The following is a 17576-nucleotide window of genomic DNA, read 5'->3' as shown; positions in this document are numbered from 1 at the left end:
CTCTTTGTGAAGGGGCGATCAATGCTTCATCCGGGTGCCGGGCGAAGCACTACTAAAAACTCAAGGGAAAAGGACTTATCCCATGGCCATTAAAGGCGTTGTAAAATTCTTCAATCAGGACAAGGGCTTCGGCTTCATCACTCCAGAAGGCGGTGCGAAGGACGTATTCGTTCACATTTCCGCTCTTCAGGCTGCTGGCATTCAGACTCTGCGCGACGGTCAGGAAGTGACTTTCGACACAGAAGCTGACCGCATGGGCAAAGGCCCTAAGGCTGTAAACATCAGCGCTGCTTGATTGTTTCGCCTTCGCCATTTTGGCGAGGTTATTTCGAACGGCGTTCCTCACGGAGCGCCGTTTTTGTTTGCAAACAATTAGGCAGACCTGACGAGCCCGGCCTCGATATCAACGGCTGCAAAAGCCTGCGCAATAACCTCAGGCCCCGCATTGGGCTTTGGTCCATCAGCTGACAAGATCTGGCGAAACCGTCTGGCACCCGCAAACCCTTGAAACAGACCCACCATATGGCGGGTCAGATGCACCAACCTGCCGCCTTGCGCAATATGCCGTGCCGCCTGTTCCATCATGGAATCGCGTATTGCATCCCAATCGGTTGGCATTTCCGGGCAGCCGTAAATTTGAGAATCGACCCCGGTTAAAATGGTCGCATTATTATAGGCCGCGCGGCCCAGCATGACGCCATCAACATGCTTGAGGTGCTCTGACGCGTCCTCCAGCGTGGTAATTCCACCATTGATGCCAATGAAGACATCCGGGTTCTCTTCGCGCATGCGATAGACCAAGGCGTAGTCGAGCGGAGGGACCTCGCGGTTTTCTTTGGGGCTCAGGCCTTTCAGCCAGGCTTTGCGCGCATGGACCCAAATCGCATCCGCCCCTGCCCCAATCATCCGCTTTAGAAAATCGGGCAGGACATCTTCTGGCTGCTGATCATCAACACCGATTCGGCATTTTACCGTCACGGGAACCGAAGATGCGGTCTTCATGGCGCGTATACAGGCTTCAACTGTCTCCGGTTCGCGCATCAGACATGCGCCAAAGGTGCCTGCCTGTACGCGATCAGATGGACAGCCGACATTGAGATTGATCTCATCATAGCCCCAATCACTCGCAATCCGCACCGCTTCCGCCAGCTTATGCGGATCCGAGCCACCCAATTGCAAGGCCAGCGGATGTTCGCTGGCATCAAAATCCAGCAGTCGATCACGCTTGCCATGAAGAATAGCGTCCGCAACAATCATTTCGGTATAGAGCAGCGCGTTGCGCGTCAGGAGCCTATGGAACCGGCGACAAAATGTATCGGTCCAATCGATCATAGGCGCAACGGCAAACACCTTGCCATTGGAATAGTGTGAAAATCCCGAATTTCCGGGCTTTTCGGCCGTGGAGGTCATGTCGCGTTTTCTCTCATTTTTGCGCAAAGAATGTCGCTCACCATAGACTATGATCAATGGTGAGCGACGAAAGCGCAAAGATCGTTCTCAGGTTCTGTTGCTCAGGTCCGTATAGAGCGAAACGAAGAGATTACCAAACAGATCCCGGCAGGGCTGCTATGCTATCAAGCAACCTCAAGGTTCGAGAATTTTGTCCCCGTCACCGTTGTCGCAGACTTTTGGTGTGACGTATTCAGCCTGCGCGCAACGATATCGTGGTTGAGCCACTGCACAGGTGCAGAAGGATTGGATGATTCTGCAAAAATCAACTGCCCTGTTGCCTCGACCACCAGAGCACTCAACAGATCACTGATCATCGCCTTGCTGTCGCGGTGCATCTGCGTGATCTCATTGGAGGTCCCGATGGTGAGATCGGCTTGTTCCTGGCTATTGGCCATCGGCCAGGCCGAAAAGTCATAGAACGGACTCATGACAGCGCTTGCCTGCATATTGCCGATCTTGAGGAAAACGTCCTCCAAGGTGTGACCGTCTGCAAGAAGCTGCTCGCATGCCTGCCATTGCTCGGCTGCCCATTCGCCACCGTTTTCTTTTTTCAAAGCAAGCAACAACGGAATCAAAGGCAGTTCAATACCCGTAAACACATCCGAGGAATTGGTGCGGATTTCCGGGCAATTGTAGACCGTTGCCTTTACGCCGTCCGTCCAAGCTTGCTTGGCAATGTTTTCCAAGCGCATCTTGGCATAGCCCTGCGTGTAATTGGTGTAGGTCTGCCAACGATAATGTCCATCGATCAGAACGGCTGTTCCGTGATAACCATAAGCCGTGTATCGCACTTGGCCACCAGAAGCTTCCACACGCTCACGAATAGCTGCGCTGAAATCAATCAGATGCTTGAAGGTGTTGGCAGAAACCTCGTCGAAATTCTGCAAAATCAGCTTGCCCATGTCGCTGTCCAGCAAGGCTTGCGACGACATGTGACGGGACCCGCGTCCCTTGTAGATGCGATTCGCCAGAACCAGAAACACCTTTGCCTTCGGAATGCCGCCGGCCATGGTGTGAGCAAAAAACACGTTGCGACCATCAGCAATCATGCCGTCGAGAACGCTCATGACCTGCTTGAGCGCTGTGGTGAACCGCTCGGTGCCAATGTCGCGACACTGCGCGAGATGGTCCCAATCCAGCTTCTCTTGCTCCCACCCTTCCAGCGTCATGTTGGCCAGAAGATCGGTTGGCGTTGGGCCACCAGCAGGCGCATCAAGGTCAAAACCGGCCATCAGCGGCACATTTATGATCTTGCCACCCAGCCGGGCCTCTGCCGCAGCCAGTTCTTCATCATTGAGGGGACGCAAGACATTGTTTTCGTCGCGCCGTCCAACGGTGATTCCAACAATGTCCATACCTGCGCGCCGGGCTTCATCCAGCAATCCGGTCGCATATCCACGACCGAACAATTCTCCAAAAAGAACGAAAACGTCGCCCTTGCGGAACACGGTATTTTCGGAGAGGCGATTCAACGCGACCGGGTTTTCCATGCTTTGCACTCTTTATCTCTTCAATGTCCAGCGACAGCCAACGGGAGCTTTGATAGTGACATGACTGCATTATCGTCAAATGGAAAGTCATATTAAGTAAACGTACATTTCAGAACGTGAAGTGCCCCACCCATGCACAGGCTTGCCAGCCCATCTCGAACCAGTCGTTGATGAGGGTGAGAATCGCCGATGCGAGCCAGACAATCCTTCACAAGGCGCGCAGACACTGCTTGACACGTTGGCAAAACCAGAACATAAAAAGAACAAACGCGAGAGAAATATCATGTCAGACGCCGAAAAAATCATTATCGTTCAGTTCAAGAAAAATCGCGCCGGAATTGTTCCCGGAGATATGCGGCAGGCGTCCAGTGTGGCGTCGGCAGAGAAAATGGCGAGTTCCATGGCATCCCGCTGCATTGGCGTTGCCGCTTATGCCGTCACTGTGGATGAAGAGAGTGGTAGCATGGCAAACCCGCGATTGTTGGTGTCGCATGGCGAGATTTCTGATCTGATGCCGGATTAATATCGTGGGTGATGCTGGCGCTTTCGCAGCCGAGCAGGCTTGACGGCAGCGCGCAAAACTATATTTCGTCTGCTATGGCGCTTCATTTGATTAAACTATGTGTCGGTGCTGAGAGTATCGACGATCTGAAACATTGGGTGGCTGAACGCGCCCTTGTGGCGATGTCGGCTGGCCTATCGCCGCAAAGTTCGCATGTGACCCGCATGGTTCCCAAGCGGGTTGATGAATTGCTGGATGGCGGCTCCCTGTACTGGATCATCAAGGGCCAGGTTTCGGCTCGGCAAAAATTGCTGGATGTCGTCAGCTTCACGGATAGCGACGGGATAAACCGCTGCGAGCTGGTTTTGGGGCCGGAGGTGATTGAAACAACACCTGCGCCACGCAGACCGTTCCAGGGATGGCGCTACCTTGCGGAGGCAGATGCACCGCGCGATCTCTCCGCTGGCGGTGCTCAGATAGACGATATGCCGGATGATATGAAGCGAGAACTGGCCGAGCTTGGATTGTTGTAAGCGTTTATATCAAAATGGCTTTTTCCGTTATCAAAGTGGTCTAGCGTCTTAAAATAAGGTCCTGCCAATCGCGGATAAAACGGCGGCGCTGGGCTTCGTCTTGTGCTGCGAGAAGCGCAGGGCCGATACGAATCGGCCTGCCAATGCCGGATTCGATCAATGACAAAGGGCCATCCACACCGGCCGGAAGATCAAAGCCATTGGCAAAGAAAAATGATTTGTCTCTCGCGGTTTTGCGCCCACGCACGGACAGCAAATAGTCCAGAAAACGCGCTCCCAGATCAGGATTGGCGGCCCGCACAGGGATCATCGCACCGCGCGACAAAATCAAGGTATAATCGCGCGGAACAACGATTTTCAGATCGGGGTTTTTCAGATACGCCGCATAGGCGTATGAACCAAGCACATTATAGGCAATGCGAATGTTGCCGTTGGCAATCTCGCCCAGCACCTCGTTATTACAGCAGCGGATAACCGCTGTCGTTCGGCTCAGGCTTTCCAGCAAGCGACCATAAACAGTGGGAGCAAGGCGCGCGTCATTAAAGGCCAGCAGATAGCCCACACCGGATGCATTGATATCATAGGTTCCGATACGGCCCTGATATTGGCTTGGCTTGCGCCGCAACAGATCCGCCAGTGCTTCATGGCTTTTCGGCACGTCTTCTTTGGGAACGCGCGTTGCATCATACACAAACACCGCAGGTTCAAACGTGAAGCCAAAGACCTCGCTTCGCCAATTGGCCCAATCGGGGACTGATCCAGTTTCAAACGATTGATGGACGCGTGCGCAGCCGTCATTGGCCAGCTTCACCAATTGGTCAACCGACGACGACAGCAGGATGTCTGCGGTTTGCGACCCATAGGTACAGGCCGCCATCGCTTCTCGAAAAAGGTCATTGGTGACATAATCCGTGATTTCGACAGTGATATTGGGCTGCGTCTGTTGAAAATCCAACACCAAAGGCCGCATTGCCTCCAAATCCGTCGCAGCGTGAATGATAAGCCGCTCCTGCTCACGCTCAGGCGCGGCAAACACAATTCTCTCGCCTTCAACGGCAAAAGCGGGAGCGGTGCCAAGCATCAGCGCCATACACAAGAATGAGAATCTTCGGCTCATTGTGCGCTCGCATTGTATAAAGGCAGTTCAAGATAGGTGGTGAAGCCAGTCGTTTCGGTTTTTTCCCGAAAGCCAATCCGGCCGCCCAGCGCTGAGGCAACATCAGACGCAATGGCAAAGCCAAGACCGGATGTTTTGCCGTCAGAACTGTTGGAAACGAAACGCTGCATCACCTGCGGCCACAGCTCTGGCGGAATGCCGGGACCGTCATCTTCCACTTCCACCAATGCCAAATCCCCTACCCTTGCAACGCGCACATCCAGATGGCTCTGCATGCCATGTTTTAATGCGTTATCAATGAGATTGGTAATGGCTTCACGCAAGCTCAGCATATCGGCCATCACCGTCAAATCCTCATCTGGCGCTTCAAATGACACGACGGCATCAGGATCGATGGTAATCGGCACAGACGCGCGAAAGGCTTTGCGGGCAACATCATTCAGCGACATGGGTGTCAGTTGCGCCGAATCAAAGCGATGAATGACCATGGCGTGGTTCAGCAATTGATTGGTAAACCGCCCCAGTTCCGCCGCGCGGTCTCGTACGCGCTCCAGATGCCGGCGGTCTTCGGGCTGCAAATTGTCTTCGTTGATCAGGCTCACCTGCGCCGATAGCGCGGTTAGCGGCGTTCGAATTTGGTGGGCGCTATCGGCCACATAGCGCTGCAACAGTTTCACCCGCTGATCCAGACGGACAATGAAGTGATTGATGGAAGAGACAAAGGGCGAAATCTCGCGCGGAACATCCACTGTCAACGGGGTGAGATCCTGCGGATCACGGCTTGAAAGCGCTGCTCCGAGATCAGCCAGAGGCTTGAGGGAGTAGCGCGCCGCCAGTGCCGTTGCGGCCAGCGCCAAACCGCTCATCACCGCCACCAGCAAGATTGCACGCGTGGTTAATTCTGAAACGAGGTCTTGGCGGGCTTCTGTGGTTTGCGCCAAAACAATGTAGGTCCAGCCCGATTTGCCTGCATCGGCAATGGCCCGCGCCACCGTGACAATGCGAACATCTGCACCGTGAAACGTGCCATCGCGCAAAATCGGGGCTGCGTGACTTTCCTGAGCGCTAACGTCATTTTGCAAATCACCGTAGCCGGTTAAAGTCGCACCATTCGGACCTATGACGCGGTAAAATATCCGATCCCGCCCCGCCAACCCAAGCAATTCAAAGGCAGACGACGGAAGGGCGATTTTCATATCGCCATCTGTGATCACAAGGCTTTCCACCATCTGCAGGGCGGCACCCACCAGAATGCGATCATAGGCATCATCCGCGGCCGTGTGGGCATAGAGCCAGGCCGCGCTGACAAGCGATGCGGCTCCCAGCAGGACAATAAAGCCTGCGCGCACCATCAGCCGTGCAAAAAGCGATGCGTTATTGATTGCTGTCATCAGACACCAGTTGATAGCCAACGCCCCGGATGGTCACGATGCGCGCGGCGGCCCCTTCAAGTTTCTTGCGCAACCGCCCCACATAAAGCTCGACTGCATTGGCACCGGCCGCTTCCTCAAAGCCAAACAATTGGTCCAGCAATTCGTCTTTGCTGAACACCTTGCCGGGGCGCGATGCCAAAATCTCCAGCAATGTCATTTCGCGACGCTTCAACTGCACCTCGCGCTTGCCCACTTTGACGCTGCGATTGGCGCGGTCAAGACTGACATCACCACAGGCAATAATATTGGTGGCTTCGCCGCCGCTACGACGCCGCAACAGCACACGGGCGCGCGCCTCCAACTCTCTGAAATCAAATGGTTTTACCAGATAGTCGTCTGCGCCGAGGTCAAGCGCACTGACCCTGTCATCAATTTCTGATCGTGCTGTGAGCACCAGAACAGGCACTGCGTTTTTTGCCTGACGCAGATTGCGCAAAACCGAGAACCCGTCCAGCCCCGGCAGCATGACATCTAAAATAACCAGATCATAGTCTGTGAACGACAATATGTCTGACGCATCTGCACCATTGGTTTGCCAATCCACCGTATGACCGGTGGTTTGAAACCGGCGGCAGATTGCCTCGCCAACATCCACGGTGTCTTCAACCAATAAAATACGCATGGATGGCAGATTACACGTCAAGGCACGCTAATCAAGCAAGATCACCGCTTAAAAAGCGTGACAGGATGGTGACAGAATTGGGGCGTAAGTTGGGCGAGCAGTTTCAGGCGAGCGAGTCTGGACAGCTCCGGGGAGGAAATCCGGGAAAACAATGTTTGTATTGATGCCGCCATCACTGTTGCGGCGGAGAGAGCGTGTTTTTCGATGCACACTTTGCGTGAGGGCAGAGTGCCAAACCGGGCGACAAACGATAACGGGAGGACACTTGATGATCCGTATTTCCAAAACAATGCTGACCGGCGCAATTTTTGCTGCCGCGTTTTCTGGCACATTCGCATTCGCAGAACCCACAAAGCCGGAGTGCCTTGCAGGTGCAAAGCCCGGCGGTGGTTTCGACCTGACATGCCGTCTTGCTGCCAACGGCCTTTTGGAAACAAAAGAGATTAAGCAGCCAATGGCTGTGACCTACATGGAAGGCGGCGTTGGGGCTGTGGCCTATAACCACGTCATTTCCAAGCGCGCCAAAGATGGCAATCTGATCACCGCTGCATCGTCTGGCTCTGCACTTTTGCTTGCTCAGGGCAAATTCGGCAAATATGACGAAAATGCCGTGCGCTGGCTTGGTGCACTTGGTGCCGACTATGGCGTTCTCGTTGTTGCAGCCGATTCTCCCTATAAGACATTGGGAGATCTGGTGACAGCATACAAAGCAGATCCAGCCAGCTTTGCCATTGCAGGCGGCGGTGCTGTTGGCTCGCAAGACTGGATGAAGGGCTCGCTGCTGGCCAAAGCCGCCGGTCAAGACCCGAAGAAAATGCGCTACGTTGCGCTTGAAGGCGGCGGTGCCGTTTTGACAGCGCTTGAAGGTGGCCACGTCAAGGTTGGCTCTGGCGATGCGGCAGAAATGGTTAAGCACCATGTTGCCGGCAAGATCCGCATTCTGGCCGTTATGGCTCCAGACCGTCTGCCCGGCGAGCTCGCCAATGTGCCCACGGCCAAAGAACAGGGCTTTGATATCGATTGGCCGGTCTGGCGTGGTTATTACGTTGGCAAGGACGTTTCCGATGAGGATTATAACTGGTGGGTCAACGCCTTCGAAAAGATGAGCAAGACACCGGAATTCGCAAAAGAGCGTGAAACGCGCGGCCTGTTTGAATTCACCCTGCTGGGCAAGGATTTTGAAGAGCGCGTCAAGTCAGACGTCACAAAGTTCAAGGTTCTGGCCAAAGAATCGGGCATGTAATCCAAGCGAATACCCTTTGTGCGTGCCTGATTTTGGCGCGCACTCTTCTCTCAATGATCCTCCGAAGATCTGAGGGGAGCGCTCCCGCCATCGTGTTTCAGGGCGGCGGGAGCTTCCTTGTTTTGAGAAAAGTGACGCAAAGCCCATTCTAAAAACAAGCCCACGATCAATTCCGAGAAAGACCCTGATCGGGTCAACCGGGCATTGAGTGTCTCAATCAACGCATTTCAATCATCCAAGGGGCCGACACTATGTCAGATACCCATACTCCATCTTCCCGCGCTATCAAGCTGATCGGCCGCGCCTCCGGTCTATGCCTGCTGGCCCTGGCTGTCGCCTATGGCATTGGCGGCTCTGTGGTCGAATATTCGTTCTCATCCGACCCGCTGGGACCGCGCGTTTTTCCGGTTGCTCTTGGTGTCATTCTTGGGCTGCTGGCTCTGCTGCACTTCAGATCACCCGGCAGCGCCGAAGGCTTTCCCGAAGGAAAGCTGCTTGTGCGCGTGCTGGCGATTCCGGTGCTGATGGTTATCACGGCGCTGCTGTTTGAACCCGCTGGCTTTGCCGCTTCCATCTTCATTCTCACCTTTGGCACAGCGCTGATTTTCGGAGCACCTCTGAAAATGGCGCTTGTTGGTGGCCTTGGCCACGCCGCCCTCTGGTGGATTATTTTCTCCTATCTTCTGGAAGTCTATCTGCCCCTCGGCGCGTGGCTTGGCTGAGCAAAGATCTGACCCGAAAAGGACGTTTCCATGAGTTTAGATTATCTATGGCACGGTTTTGCCGTGGCCCTCACCGGTCAGAATCTGCTGATTGGCTTTATTGGTTGCTTTATTGGCACATTGGTGGGTGCCCTGCCGGCAATTGGCCCCATCAACGGTATCGCGCTGTTGTTGCCCATTGCCTATTCCATGGGCCTGCCCGCTGAAAGCACCATGATCTTGCTGGCCTCCATTTATTGCGGGGCCGAGTACGGCGGTCGTATTTCCTCGATTCTTCTCAATGTGCCCGGCGATGCCGGTGCTGTCATGACGGCACTGGATGGCTACCCCATGGCCAAACAGGGTCGTGCAGGCGAAGCGCTGGCGCTTTCCGGCCTGTCGTCTTTTGTTGGCGGTATTCTCGGCTCGATTGGTCTGGCACTGTTTGCGCCAATGATGGCGGGCCTCGCCATCGGATTTGGTCCAGCCGAATATTTCGTGTTGATGGTCTTTGCCTTTGCGACGCTTGGCTCCATGGTCGGCAGCCAGCCGGTCAAAACGCTCATCGGCTGCACCCTTGGCCTTATGCTGGCAACCGTTGGCCTTGATGCAACATCCGGTGCCTATCGCTTTACCTTTGGTGAAGCAGAGTTGGGTGACGGTATTGAGTTCGTTGTTCTGGTTATCGGCCTTTTCTCCATCTCCGAAGCGCTGATTATTCTTGAGCATCAAGGCCGAGGCTTTACGGTTATTCGCGAACTGGGCCGCATGACAGCTCGGATGAGCGACATCATGAAGGTCCGTGGCACAGTTTTGCGCTCTTCGGTCATTGGCTTTGTGGTTGGCGTTTTGCCGGGCACAGGTGCATCCGTGTCCAGTGCAATTTCCTACACCACCGAAAAGCGTCTTTCCGATACCGAAGGCACATTCGGCAAGGGCGATGTGCGTGGCCTTGCCGCGCCGGAATCAGCAAACAATGCCACAGCCTGCGGCGCATTTGTGCCGATGTTGACACTGGGTGTTCCCGGCTCAGGCACCACAGCGGTCATGCTGGGCGCGTTGATGCTCTATAACATTCAACCCGGCCCGATGCTTCTCACGGAGCGTCCGGAAATCGTCGGCGGCCTTGTTGCCTCGCTGTTCGTTGGCAATTTCATTTTGCTGGCGCTGAATCTGCCACTGGTCAACATCTTTGCGCGCGTGCTGACTGTGCCCAATTGGTTGCTGGTACCCGGTATTCTGGTGCTGTCAATCGTCGGTGTTTACTCAACCCACGCTTCGGTGTTCTCGATCTTCCTCATGCTCGGAATCGGCATGGCCGGGTGGCTGCTCCGAAAAGCCGGATTTGATATGGCACCCATCATCCTCGGCTTCGTTCTGGGACGGGTTATGGAAGTGAACCTGCGCAATGCGCTGGCGATCAGCGGCGGCGATGTCGCCATCCTGTTCTCCAGCACAATTTGCAACGTGTTGTGGGTGATGGCCATTGGCGTGGCACTTGTGCCCGTGTTCCTGTCACGTCGCGCCAAGCGCCGGATGGCGGCTGCCGCAGACGCTGCCTCGCACGCACCACAATAAATACAGTAAAACAATCAAGGGCCGGGGTGATCAACATCACCCCGGCCCTTTTTTATATCAGCATTCCACCACATTCACGGCCAAGCCGCCGAGCGAGGTTTCCTTGTATTTCTCGCTCATATCATTGCCGGTCTGTCGCATGGTTTCAATGCAGGCATCCAGAGGCACAAAATGGCTGCCGTCGCCTTTGATCGCCAAGGATGCCGCTGTCACCGCCTTCACGGCTCCCAAGGCATTGCGCTCAATACAGGGTACCTGAACGAGACCAGCGACGGGATCGCAGGTCATGCCAAGATGATGTTCCAGGGCGATTTCAGCCGCATTTTCAATCTGTTCCGGGCTGCCGCCCATAACGGCCGCCAAACCGGCCGCAGCCATTGCCGCTGCCGAGCCAACTTCGCCTTGACAGCCAACTTCTGCACCTGAGATGGAGGCATTATGCTTGATAATGCCGCCGATAGCGGCGGCGGTCAGCAGATAGTCACGCACGCCATCCTGATCCGCATCAGGGTGAAAGTGCATGTAATAACGGATGGTGGCTGGCATAACGCCCGCGGCCCCATTGGTGGGGGCTGTCACCACCCTGCCCCCGGCTGCATTTTCTTCGTTCACGGCCATGGCATAGACCGATAGCCAATCATTGGCCAAAAGCGGGTTAAGGCGATTGGAGCGCCACTCGTCCTGGAGCTTATCGTGAATAGCCTTCGCCCGGCGCTTGACTTTAAGCCCGCCGGGCAAAATGCCTTCCACCCGCAAACCACGATCAATACAACCGCTCATCGCATCCCAAAGGCGATCAAGGCCGGCATCAAGCTCCTCGCGGCTCATGGTCACTTCTTCATTGGCGCGCTTCATCTGGGCGATCGTCAGACCCGAGGACTGCGCCATGGCCAGCATTTGCCGCGCACTGGAGAAGGGGTAAGGCACTTTCACGCCGGTTGGTGCCGCTTTCTTGGCATTCTGCATGCCCTCCAGCTCGGTATCCGTCACCACAAATCCACCGCCGATCGAATAATAAACGGTGGTCAGCAGCAGACGTCCCTGCTTGTCAAAGGCTGAAAATCGCATGCCGTTGGCATGACCCGGCAGGGGTGTTTTTTTGTCCATCACCAGATCGGTGCCTGGCTGGAAATCATAGACCGGATGGCCGGGCGGACAGATTTTACCGCTGCGCTGAACGTCTGAAACAAGCGTCTCCATGCGATCAGGATCGACCGTATGGGGGGCTTCGCCGGTCAAGCCAATGATGACGGCGCGGTCTGTGCCATGGCCAATGCCCGTATAGGCGAGAGAGCCGTGCAGACTGACTTTCAAGGCAGTCACGTCAGCACCTGCCGGGCGCGGCCATTCATTGGAGAGGATCAAATCCAGAAAGCGCAATGCCGCAGACATCGGCCCCATGGTGTGAGAACTGGAAGGTCCAATGCCAATCTTGAAGACGTCAAACACGGAGAGAAACATGGATGGCCTTTTTGAAGCAGCCCGGTGCGGGCCTGTGGTTCGTGCTTGTTCGAGTTTTTCAGGAAAACCTGGAACCCGGCTTTCCCGGCAAGTGTAGAGCACAGTCAGCCTTTTTCATGATGAAGGATCGACATATGCGCAATCCGATACGACATCGATATAAAAAAAAACAGCGCGGCTTTTATCAAGCCGCGCTGTCGTCCCCCGCCGAGAAATAGATCCATTCGCCCATAAGCGTCATGATTGAGCACCTTCCCCCGAAAGGCTCAACCAAAGGTATAGAATATCAAACACGCTTTCTCAACAGTTAACCGCTATTGTTTTTCGCAAAAGCCGCATAGCGCGGGATGATGACCCAAAAAAGTTAATTTTTGACGAGAGGCGTTAACTGGCCATGACTGATCTGGATTATTGCGCTCTGGTGCTGTTTGGTGCGAGTTGGCTGCTGTTTGGTTTGCTCACCAGCGGTCGCATAGCTCTGCCGCGGCCAAGCCTGACCAAGGTGATGTCCCTGCGCCGGCGCATGTGGATTTACAATGCGATCAAACGCGATCTTCGCATGATCGATACGCAAATTATGGCCGGGCTGCAAAATGGAACGGCGTTTTTTGCATCCACCTCTATTATTGCCATGGGCGGTTGCTTTGCCATGCTGGGCGCGACAGACGAAGTCGATGCCGTATTGCGCGATCTTCCCTTCGTGGGCGCTGGTGGAAGGGTGGCATTCGAACTCAAGGTTTGCGGCCTTATTGCCATTTTGGGCTATTCGTTTTTCAAGTTTGGCTGGTCCTATCGCCTGTTCAATTATTGCACCATTCTCTTCGGTTGCCTGCCGATGGCCGAAGAAGCCCGCCGCAACCCGGAGCGCACCAAGCGCGATGCGGAAGCCGTCATCGCCATCAACATCATTGCAGGCATGAATTTCAATGCCGGATTGCGGGCGATCTTCATGTCCATCGGCTATCTCGGCTGGTTTCTGAATGCCACTATGTTTATGGTCATGACAGTCTTTATTTTCACCGTGCTGGTGCACCGGCAGTTCTTTTCCAATGCCCGCCTGGCGGTAATGATGCAAACCGAGCTGGATGGTGTAGAAATTAACGACCAAAGCCATGAAAAAGACGATTTTCAAAGGTCTGCCAAGCAAACATCCACGCTAACAGACAATTCCTGAAACCGGATTCGGATCAAAGCGTCTGCCGCAACGATGGATACGACAGCCGCCGTTGGGCGCACGAGAGACGCTGTCAATAATTGAGCCAGCATGAAGGAAAAGCCGTGGGCGTTCAAACCTCTTCGACCCAACCGGACAAAGCGATACCCCGTATTGGCGCGCTGGATAGTTTGCGCGGCCTCGCCCTGCTGGCCATGGCATCCTATCACTTCACCTGGGATCTGGAATTTTTCGGCTATATCGAACAGGGCACCGCCGTCACCGGGCCATGGAAAATCTACGCCCGCTGCATAGCCTCCACATTCCTGTTTCTCGTCGGCTTCAGCCTGTTTCTTGCCCATGGCCAAGGTATTCGCTGGCGCTCGTTTGGCGAACGCTTAGGGCAAATTGCAGCGGCGGCACTTTTAATCTCTGTTGCCACCTATTTCGTCATGGGCGATGGCTGGATCTTTTTTGGCATTTTGCACGGCATCGCGCTGATGAGCGTGTTTGCACTGCCGTTTTTGCGGCTGCCTGTCGCGTTGACGCTTATTGCGGCAGTCGTCTCTTTTGCCCTTCCCTTTTATGCACGCGCCCCTCTGTTTGACCACGCTGTTTTCTGGTGGCTTGGCCTGTCTGAAAACCTGCCGCGCTCAAACGATTATGTGCCTCTGTTTCCCTGGTTTGCAGCCGTCCTTGCAGGGGTCGCCACGGGCAAAATTGCCGCCAGTTTCGGTTTGCTGCAGCGCTTGGCAACAGTGCCTGCCGGGCCGCGCATCCTGTCTCTGGCGGGGCGTCACAGCATGGCGTTTTACCTCATCCATCAGCCGGTGCTGATTGGGCTGGTTTATCTGGCATCGCTTCTGGCCCCGCCTCCGCCGCCAGATCGGGCGGCGGAATATGGCCGCAGCTGCCAGCAATCTTGTGTTGCAGGCGGCAGTGCTGTCAATTTCTGCACACAGTTTTGCGGCTGCACATTGGGTAAATTGCAAGATGAAAAGCTATTGCAACCACTCCAGTCTGGCGCAATCATAGCAACGCAAGATGAAAGGGTCCTGAAGCTGGCACGGGAATGTACGATCGCCAGCCAATAATGGGTCCTCACATGAACTACCGTATGAAGCCGCTAAAATATCCATGGCCGCCGCTTCTTTATCTCGGTGCCTGTGTTATTGCCGTGTTGCTTGATGATTACGTTGCAAGTGCCCCTCTGATTGATCCAAAGGGGACAATTGCCCTGATAGCTGGTGCAATGATTGCCACTGGCGCGATTGCCTTCAATGTTTGGGCAATCCATACACTGATGTTGCATTACTCATCACTGAGTCTGCATCAATCCAAGCGCCCGCTGATCACCGATGGGCCTTATCGATACAGCCGCAATCCCATCTATCTGGGTTATACGCTTCTGATGGTGGCAGGCGGCCTGATGCTGGGCAATGGCTGGTTGATGATTGCGGCACCCATTGCCGCTCTTCTGACCACGCTCATTGCCATTCGCTATGAAGAACTGCACCAGTTGGTGCGCTTTGGTGTGGATTTTGAGCGCTATTGCCAACGCACGCGGCGCTGGATTTAACCTAAAAAAGGTGTCGGGTCGGTTTAAGAGCCGACACCAATTTCCACGAGCCGGGTCAGGCAGGCTTCTTCAGCCTGATCCAGTTCAGCAAGGGTCTCGTCAATATCCTTGCGCTTTTGGCGCAGTTCGTCGCGCTTTTCATCAATACGCGCCATCATCAGTTTCAGCTGACCAATCTCGCCGGGTGGCTGCTTGTACACATGAATGATTTCGCGGATCTCTGCCACGGTAAAGCCAATGCGGCGGGCGCGCAAAATCTCTTTCAGCATGTGGCGGTCAGCGCCACGATAAACACGGGTACGGCCCTTGCGTTCAGGTTGAAGCAAGCCCTCGTCTTCGTAAAAGCGAAGGGTTCGCGTGGAAACGCCAAACTCTCGCGTTAACTCGGTGATGCTGTAATATTTCTTCAAGGCCATAAGATTCCGTATCCGTCAGACGGCAATCATATTAACTTTGACGTAAAAGTCAATTTTTCATCTCATCCATCAAAGATGAGGCCTGCGGTGGCGTTTCAACCCGATAATCTGGCGGTGCTATATCGAAAACCACCAGCTGGCGAGGCCAAGAAATGCGAAAAAGCCGGTAATATCCGTCACCGTCGTCACAAACACCGCAGATGACACCGCAGGGTCTGCTCCAATCTTATCCAGCAAAAGCGGAATAAGAATTCCAGCGATGGCTGCGGCCATCATGTTGATCAGCATTGCCGTTGCGATAATACCGCCAATATTGACATCATGGAACCATAAACCGGCAAACAGGCCAATCAACAGGCCAAAAACAATGCCGTTGATGAGGCCCACGCCCGCTTCACGACGCACAACGCGCCAGGCATTGTGAATGTCGAGATTGCGGGTGGCAAGGGCGCGCACGGTGACTGTCATGGTCTGCGAGCCGGCATTGCCCCCCATGCCGGCCACGATCGGCATCAGCACGGCCAGTGCCACGATCTGTTCAATGGTTGCCTCAAACAGCGAAATCACGGAGGCCGCCAAAATCGCTGTTAGCAGGTTTACCAGCAGCCAGGACACCCGAGAGCGCGAAATTTCGGGAATGCTATCCGACAGTTCTTCATCGCCCACACCGCCGAGGCGCATCAAGTCTTCCTCGGCTTCTTCCTGAATCACGTCAACCACGTCATCGATGGTCAACACGCCGACCAAACGCCCGCTTTCATCCACAACAGCGGCGGAGAGAAGGTCGTATTGCTCAAACACTTGCGCCGCCTCTTCCTGGTCCATCTCGGCAGGAATCGGGTGGTTGGTGTCGCGCATGATGCCTTCGATCTTCTCCATACGCTTGGTGCGCAAGATACGGTCGAGATTGACCACGCCAAGCAGCTTGAATGTGGGATCAATGACAAAAATCTGGGTGAAGCTTTCCGGCAATTCCTCTTCGTCGCGCATGTAATCAATCGTCTGTCCCACCGTCCAAAACGGCGGCACGGCGACAAACTCGGTCTGCATACGACGACCAGCCGAGCTTTCCGGATAGTCCAGCGCCCGGCGCAATCGCACCCGCTCGGTAAACGGCAGCTGAGCGAGAATCTCGTCGCGGTCTTCCTGATCGAGGTCTTCAAGAATGTAGACAGCATCGTCTGAATCAATCTCGCCAATCGCCGCCGCAATCTGCTCATTGGGCATTTGATCGACGATCTGCATACGGATGGATTCGTCCACCTCGGTCAGCGCCGTCATGTCGAAATCGACACCCAACAGGGTAATCATCGGCAAGCGCTGGTCGGGGTGAATTGCCTCGATCAGATGACCAAGTTCTGACTCATGCAACGAGGCAACATTTTCGCGCAAAAAAAGCACATCGCGGTCAGCAATGGCGGCGCCCACAAGCGCCAGAAAATCGCTGCGAATGGAGCCATCCTCATCATAAATATCGTCTGGTTCCGCACTTCGCAGATGTCCGGGCCTTACCTGCTCATCAATATTGGTCATGGCTTGGCTCCCGGTCTATGAGAATCGGAGGATGTTCGATCATGACAGCCATATCCAAAACTCATTGATAGAAAATGGCATAACCGGAAAAAACACGCCTGCGGCGCAGGGTTATTGCAAAATCGGTGTGTCTATCAATAAATAGGCCTGCATCCGTGAAGATACAGGCCTTTGATATCAATTCATCGAAAGAAAAGTGCGTCTTCGGCGCTTACTTCAGCCGAGCTGCAATATCGGCAACGCGCTTGCCGTAAGAAACAGCGGTATCCAAATCGCCCTGTGGAATTTCATCGGCACTGGCGTCTGAAGGCGATTGAACCAGCAGACCAACAGAGCCGCCAAGATTGTTCACATCGGTGCGCTGTGCATCTTTTTTATTGGATGGCAAAAGGCCGAGGCTGACCCAAATACCGCCGTGCTGAGATGCAAGCGTTTGCAGCGAAATCAGCGCAACCTGCTTATCGCCATTGAGGCTGGCGCTGTTAACGAAGCCGCCAAAAACCTTGTCCTGCCAGCCGCGAACAAACCAGACCTTGGAGCTCGCGTCCGCAAATTTCTTAAACTGCCAGCTTACATTGCCCATATAGGTGGGCGAACCCAGAATGATTGCATCGGCACCAGCAAGCACATCCCATGCGGCATCAGCGATATTGCCTTCGCTATCAATTTCAATCAGTTCAGCAGCAGCACCCTTGGCAACATTTTCGGCAACACGCTTGGTGTGACCATAACCAGAGTGAAAAACAACGACAACTTTGCTCAC

General features: G+C 54.5%; 19 protein-coding genes. 10 read left to right on the top strand and 9 right to left on the bottom strand.

All coding sequences use genetic code 11. The features are described from left to right. The first annotated feature begins 82 nt into the window (after positions 1 to 82). Positions 83 to 295, top strand: coding sequence for a cold-shock protein (locus tag BJF95_RS18290; RefSeq protein ID WP_075640851.1), 213 nt, complete (start codon positions 83 to 85; stop codon positions 293 to 295). 77 nt (positions 296 to 372) lie between these two features. On the opposite strand, the gene dusA is transcribed toward BJF95_RS18290, so the two are convergent. Continuing rightward, complete coding sequence (gene dusA, locus BJF95_RS18285) at positions 373 to 1410, bottom strand: tRNA dihydrouridine(20/20a) synthase DusA (protein WP_075640850.1); 1038 nt, start codon at positions 1408 to 1410, stop codon at positions 373 to 375. A 164-nt stretch (positions 1411 to 1574) separates the two neighbouring features. Then, positions 1575 to 2942 carry an enoyl ACP reductase FabMG family protein gene (locus BJF95_RS18280; protein WP_075640849.1) on the bottom strand — a complete coding sequence of 456 codons (1368 nt, stop codon included), beginning with the start codon at positions 2940 to 2942 and terminating at the stop codon, positions 1575 to 1577. 283 nt (positions 2943 to 3225) lie between these two features. On the opposite strand from BJF95_RS18280, the gene BJF95_RS18275 reads away from it, so the two are divergent. Both BJF95_RS18275 and BJF95_RS18270 read left to right on the top strand, forming a co-directional pair. Further along, positions 3226 to 3465 (top strand): hypothetical protein, encoded by a 240-nt coding sequence (locus BJF95_RS18275; RefSeq protein ID WP_075641136.1) that lies wholly within the window; start codon positions 3226 to 3228, stop codon positions 3463 to 3465. A gap of 74 nt (positions 3466 to 3539) precedes the next feature. Then, positions 3540 to 3977 (top strand): DUF1489 family protein, encoded by a 438-nt coding sequence (locus tag BJF95_RS18270; protein WP_075641135.1) that lies wholly within the window; start codon positions 3540 to 3542, stop codon positions 3975 to 3977. Positions 3978 to 4017: 40 nt separating this feature from the next. On the opposite strand, the gene BJF95_RS18265 is transcribed toward BJF95_RS18270, so the two are convergent. From BJF95_RS18265 to BJF95_RS18255, 3 genes are read right to left on the bottom strand one after another with little or no spacing between them, the layout of a single operon-like run. After that, a complete protein-coding gene (locus BJF95_RS18265; RefSeq protein WP_075640848.1) occupies positions 4018 to 5094 on the bottom strand; it encodes an ABC transporter substrate-binding protein in 1077 nt (358 codons plus the stop codon). Further along, entirely contained in the window at positions 5091 to 6485 is a 1395-nt protein-coding gene (locus BJF95_RS18260) for a sensor histidine kinase (RefSeq protein ID WP_075640847.1), read from the bottom strand. The genes BJF95_RS18265 and BJF95_RS18260 overlap by 4 nt, the downstream gene beginning before the upstream one ends. Continuing rightward, entirely contained in the window at positions 6469 to 7149 is a 681-nt protein-coding gene (locus tag BJF95_RS18255) for a response regulator transcription factor (protein ID WP_075640846.1), read from the bottom strand. The genes BJF95_RS18260 and BJF95_RS18255 overlap by 17 nt, the downstream gene beginning before the upstream one ends. A 268-nt stretch (positions 7150 to 7417) precedes the next feature. Here BJF95_RS18255 and BJF95_RS18250 point away from each other — a divergent pair, with 268 nt between their 5' ends. The 3 genes from BJF95_RS18250 (at position 7418) to BJF95_RS18240 (ending at position 10671) form a co-directional block, all read left to right on the top strand. Then, the gene (locus tag BJF95_RS18250; protein ID WP_075640845.1) at positions 7418 to 8392 is read left to right on the top strand and encodes a Bug family tripartite tricarboxylate transporter substrate binding protein; all 975 of its coding nucleotides are present in this window, start codon (positions 7418 to 7420) and stop codon (positions 8390 to 8392) included. 251 nt (positions 8393 to 8643) lie between these two features. Next, complete coding sequence (locus tag BJF95_RS18245) at positions 8644 to 9114, top strand: tripartite tricarboxylate transporter TctB family protein (protein ID WP_075640844.1); 471 nt, start codon at positions 8644 to 8646, stop codon at positions 9112 to 9114. Positions 9115 to 9144: 30 nt separating this feature from the next. After that, a complete protein-coding gene (locus tag BJF95_RS18240; RefSeq protein WP_075640843.1) occupies positions 9145 to 10671 on the top strand; it encodes a tripartite tricarboxylate transporter permease in 1527 nt (508 codons plus the stop codon). A gap of 57 nt (positions 10672 to 10728) precedes the next feature. On the opposite strand, the gene BJF95_RS18235 is transcribed toward BJF95_RS18240, so the two are convergent. Continuing rightward, positions 10729 to 12132, bottom strand: coding sequence for an L-serine ammonia-lyase (locus BJF95_RS18235; RefSeq protein ID WP_075640842.1), 1404 nt, complete (start codon positions 12130 to 12132; stop codon positions 10729 to 10731). 2 nt (positions 12133 to 12134) lie between these two features. Here BJF95_RS18235 and BJF95_RS18230 point away from each other — a divergent pair, with 2 nt between their 5' ends. The 4 genes from BJF95_RS18230 (at position 12135) to BJF95_RS18215 (ending at position 14864) form a co-directional block, all read left to right on the top strand. Next, on the top strand, positions 12135 to 12350 hold the full coding sequence (locus BJF95_RS18230; protein WP_075640841.1) for a hypothetical protein: 216 nt from the start codon (positions 12135 to 12137) through the stop codon (positions 12348 to 12350). 176 nt (positions 12351 to 12526) lie between these two features. Continuing rightward, the gene (locus BJF95_RS18225) at positions 12527 to 13306 is read left to right on the top strand and encodes a DUF599 domain-containing protein (RefSeq protein WP_083638903.1); all 780 of its coding nucleotides are present in this window, start codon (positions 12527 to 12529) and stop codon (positions 13304 to 13306) included. A gap of 104 nt (positions 13307 to 13410) precedes the next feature. Beyond that, on the top strand, positions 13411 to 14379 hold the full coding sequence (locus tag BJF95_RS18220; protein WP_075640840.1) for an acetyltransferase domain-containing protein: 969 nt from the start codon (positions 13411 to 13413) through the stop codon (positions 14377 to 14379). Positions 14380 to 14390: 11 nt separating this feature from the next. Continuing rightward, entirely contained in the window at positions 14391 to 14864 is a 474-nt protein-coding gene (locus BJF95_RS18215; protein WP_075641134.1) for a methyltransferase family protein, read from the top strand. A 23-nt stretch (positions 14865 to 14887) separates the two neighbouring features. On the opposite strand, the gene BJF95_RS18210 is transcribed toward BJF95_RS18215, so the two are convergent. The 3 genes from BJF95_RS18210 to BJF95_RS18200 form a co-directional block, all read right to left on the bottom strand. Then, entirely contained in the window at positions 14888 to 15274 is a 387-nt protein-coding gene (locus BJF95_RS18210) for a MerR family transcriptional regulator (RefSeq protein WP_075641133.1), read from the bottom strand. 123 nt (positions 15275 to 15397) lie between these two features. Continuing rightward, on the bottom strand, positions 15398 to 16813 hold the full coding sequence (mgtE, locus tag BJF95_RS18205) for a magnesium transporter (protein ID WP_075640839.1): 1416 nt from the start codon (positions 16811 to 16813) through the stop codon (positions 15398 to 15400). A 211-nt stretch (positions 16814 to 17024) separates the two neighbouring features. Beyond that, positions 17025 to 17576 (bottom strand): flavodoxin family protein, encoded by a 552-nt coding sequence (locus tag BJF95_RS18200; RefSeq protein WP_075640838.1) that lies wholly within the window; start codon positions 17574 to 17576, stop codon positions 17025 to 17027.

The sequence above is a fragment of the Rhizobium oryziradicis genome, assembly GCF_001939045.1.
In the GTDB taxonomy this organism is placed as follows: Bacteria; Pseudomonadota; Alphaproteobacteria; order Rhizobiales; family Rhizobiaceae; genus Allorhizobium; species Allorhizobium oryziradicis.
Note: the sequence above shows the minus strand (reverse complement) of the source record. Positions and strands in the feature narration are given on the sequence as shown.

Coding starts and splice junctions, on each gene's coding strand:
- BJF95_RS18290 (WP_075640851.1), top strand. CDS start 83: ATGGCCATTAAAGGCGTTGTAAAATTCTTCAATCAGGACAAGGGCTTC.
- dusA (WP_075640850.1), bottom strand. CDS start 1,410: ATGACCTCCACGGCCGAAAAGCCCGGAAATTCGGGATTTTCACACTAT.
- BJF95_RS18280 (WP_075640849.1), bottom strand. CDS start 2,942: ATGGAAAACCCGGTCGCGTTGAATCGCCTCTCCGAAAATACCGTGTTC.
- BJF95_RS18275 (WP_075641136.1), top strand. CDS start 3,226: ATGTCAGACGCCGAAAAAATCATTATCGTTCAGTTCAAGAAAAATCGC.
- BJF95_RS18270 (WP_075641135.1), top strand. CDS start 3,540: ATGGCGCTTCATTTGATTAAACTATGTGTCGGTGCTGAGAGTATCGAC.
- BJF95_RS18265 (WP_075640848.1), bottom strand. CDS start 5,094: ATGAGCCGAAGATTCTCATTCTTGTGTATGGCGCTGATGCTTGGCACC.
- BJF95_RS18260 (WP_075640847.1), bottom strand. CDS start 6,485: ATGACAGCAATCAATAACGCATCGCTTTTTGCACGGCTGATGGTGCGC.
- BJF95_RS18255 (WP_075640846.1), bottom strand. CDS start 7,149: ATGCGTATTTTATTGGTTGAAGACACCGTGGATGTTGGCGAGGCAATC.
- BJF95_RS18250 (WP_075640845.1), top strand. CDS start 7,418: ATGATCCGTATTTCCAAAACAATGCTGACCGGCGCAATTTTTGCTGCC.
- BJF95_RS18245 (WP_075640844.1), top strand. CDS start 8,644: ATGTCAGATACCCATACTCCATCTTCCCGCGCTATCAAGCTGATCGGC.
- BJF95_RS18240 (WP_075640843.1), top strand. CDS start 9,145: ATGAGTTTAGATTATCTATGGCACGGTTTTGCCGTGGCCCTCACCGGT.
- BJF95_RS18235 (WP_075640842.1), bottom strand. CDS start 12,132: ATGTTTCTCTCCGTGTTTGACGTCTTCAAGATTGGCATTGGACCTTCC.
- BJF95_RS18230 (WP_075640841.1), top strand. CDS start 12,135: ATGGCCTTTTTGAAGCAGCCCGGTGCGGGCCTGTGGTTCGTGCTTGTT.
- BJF95_RS18225 (WP_083638903.1), top strand. CDS start 12,527: ATGACTGATCTGGATTATTGCGCTCTGGTGCTGTTTGGTGCGAGTTGG.
- BJF95_RS18215 (WP_075641134.1), top strand. CDS start 14,391: ATGAACTACCGTATGAAGCCGCTAAAATATCCATGGCCGCCGCTTCTT.
- mgtE (WP_075640839.1), bottom strand. CDS start 16,813: ATGACCAATATTGATGAGCAGGTAAGGCCCGGACATCTGCGAAGTGCG.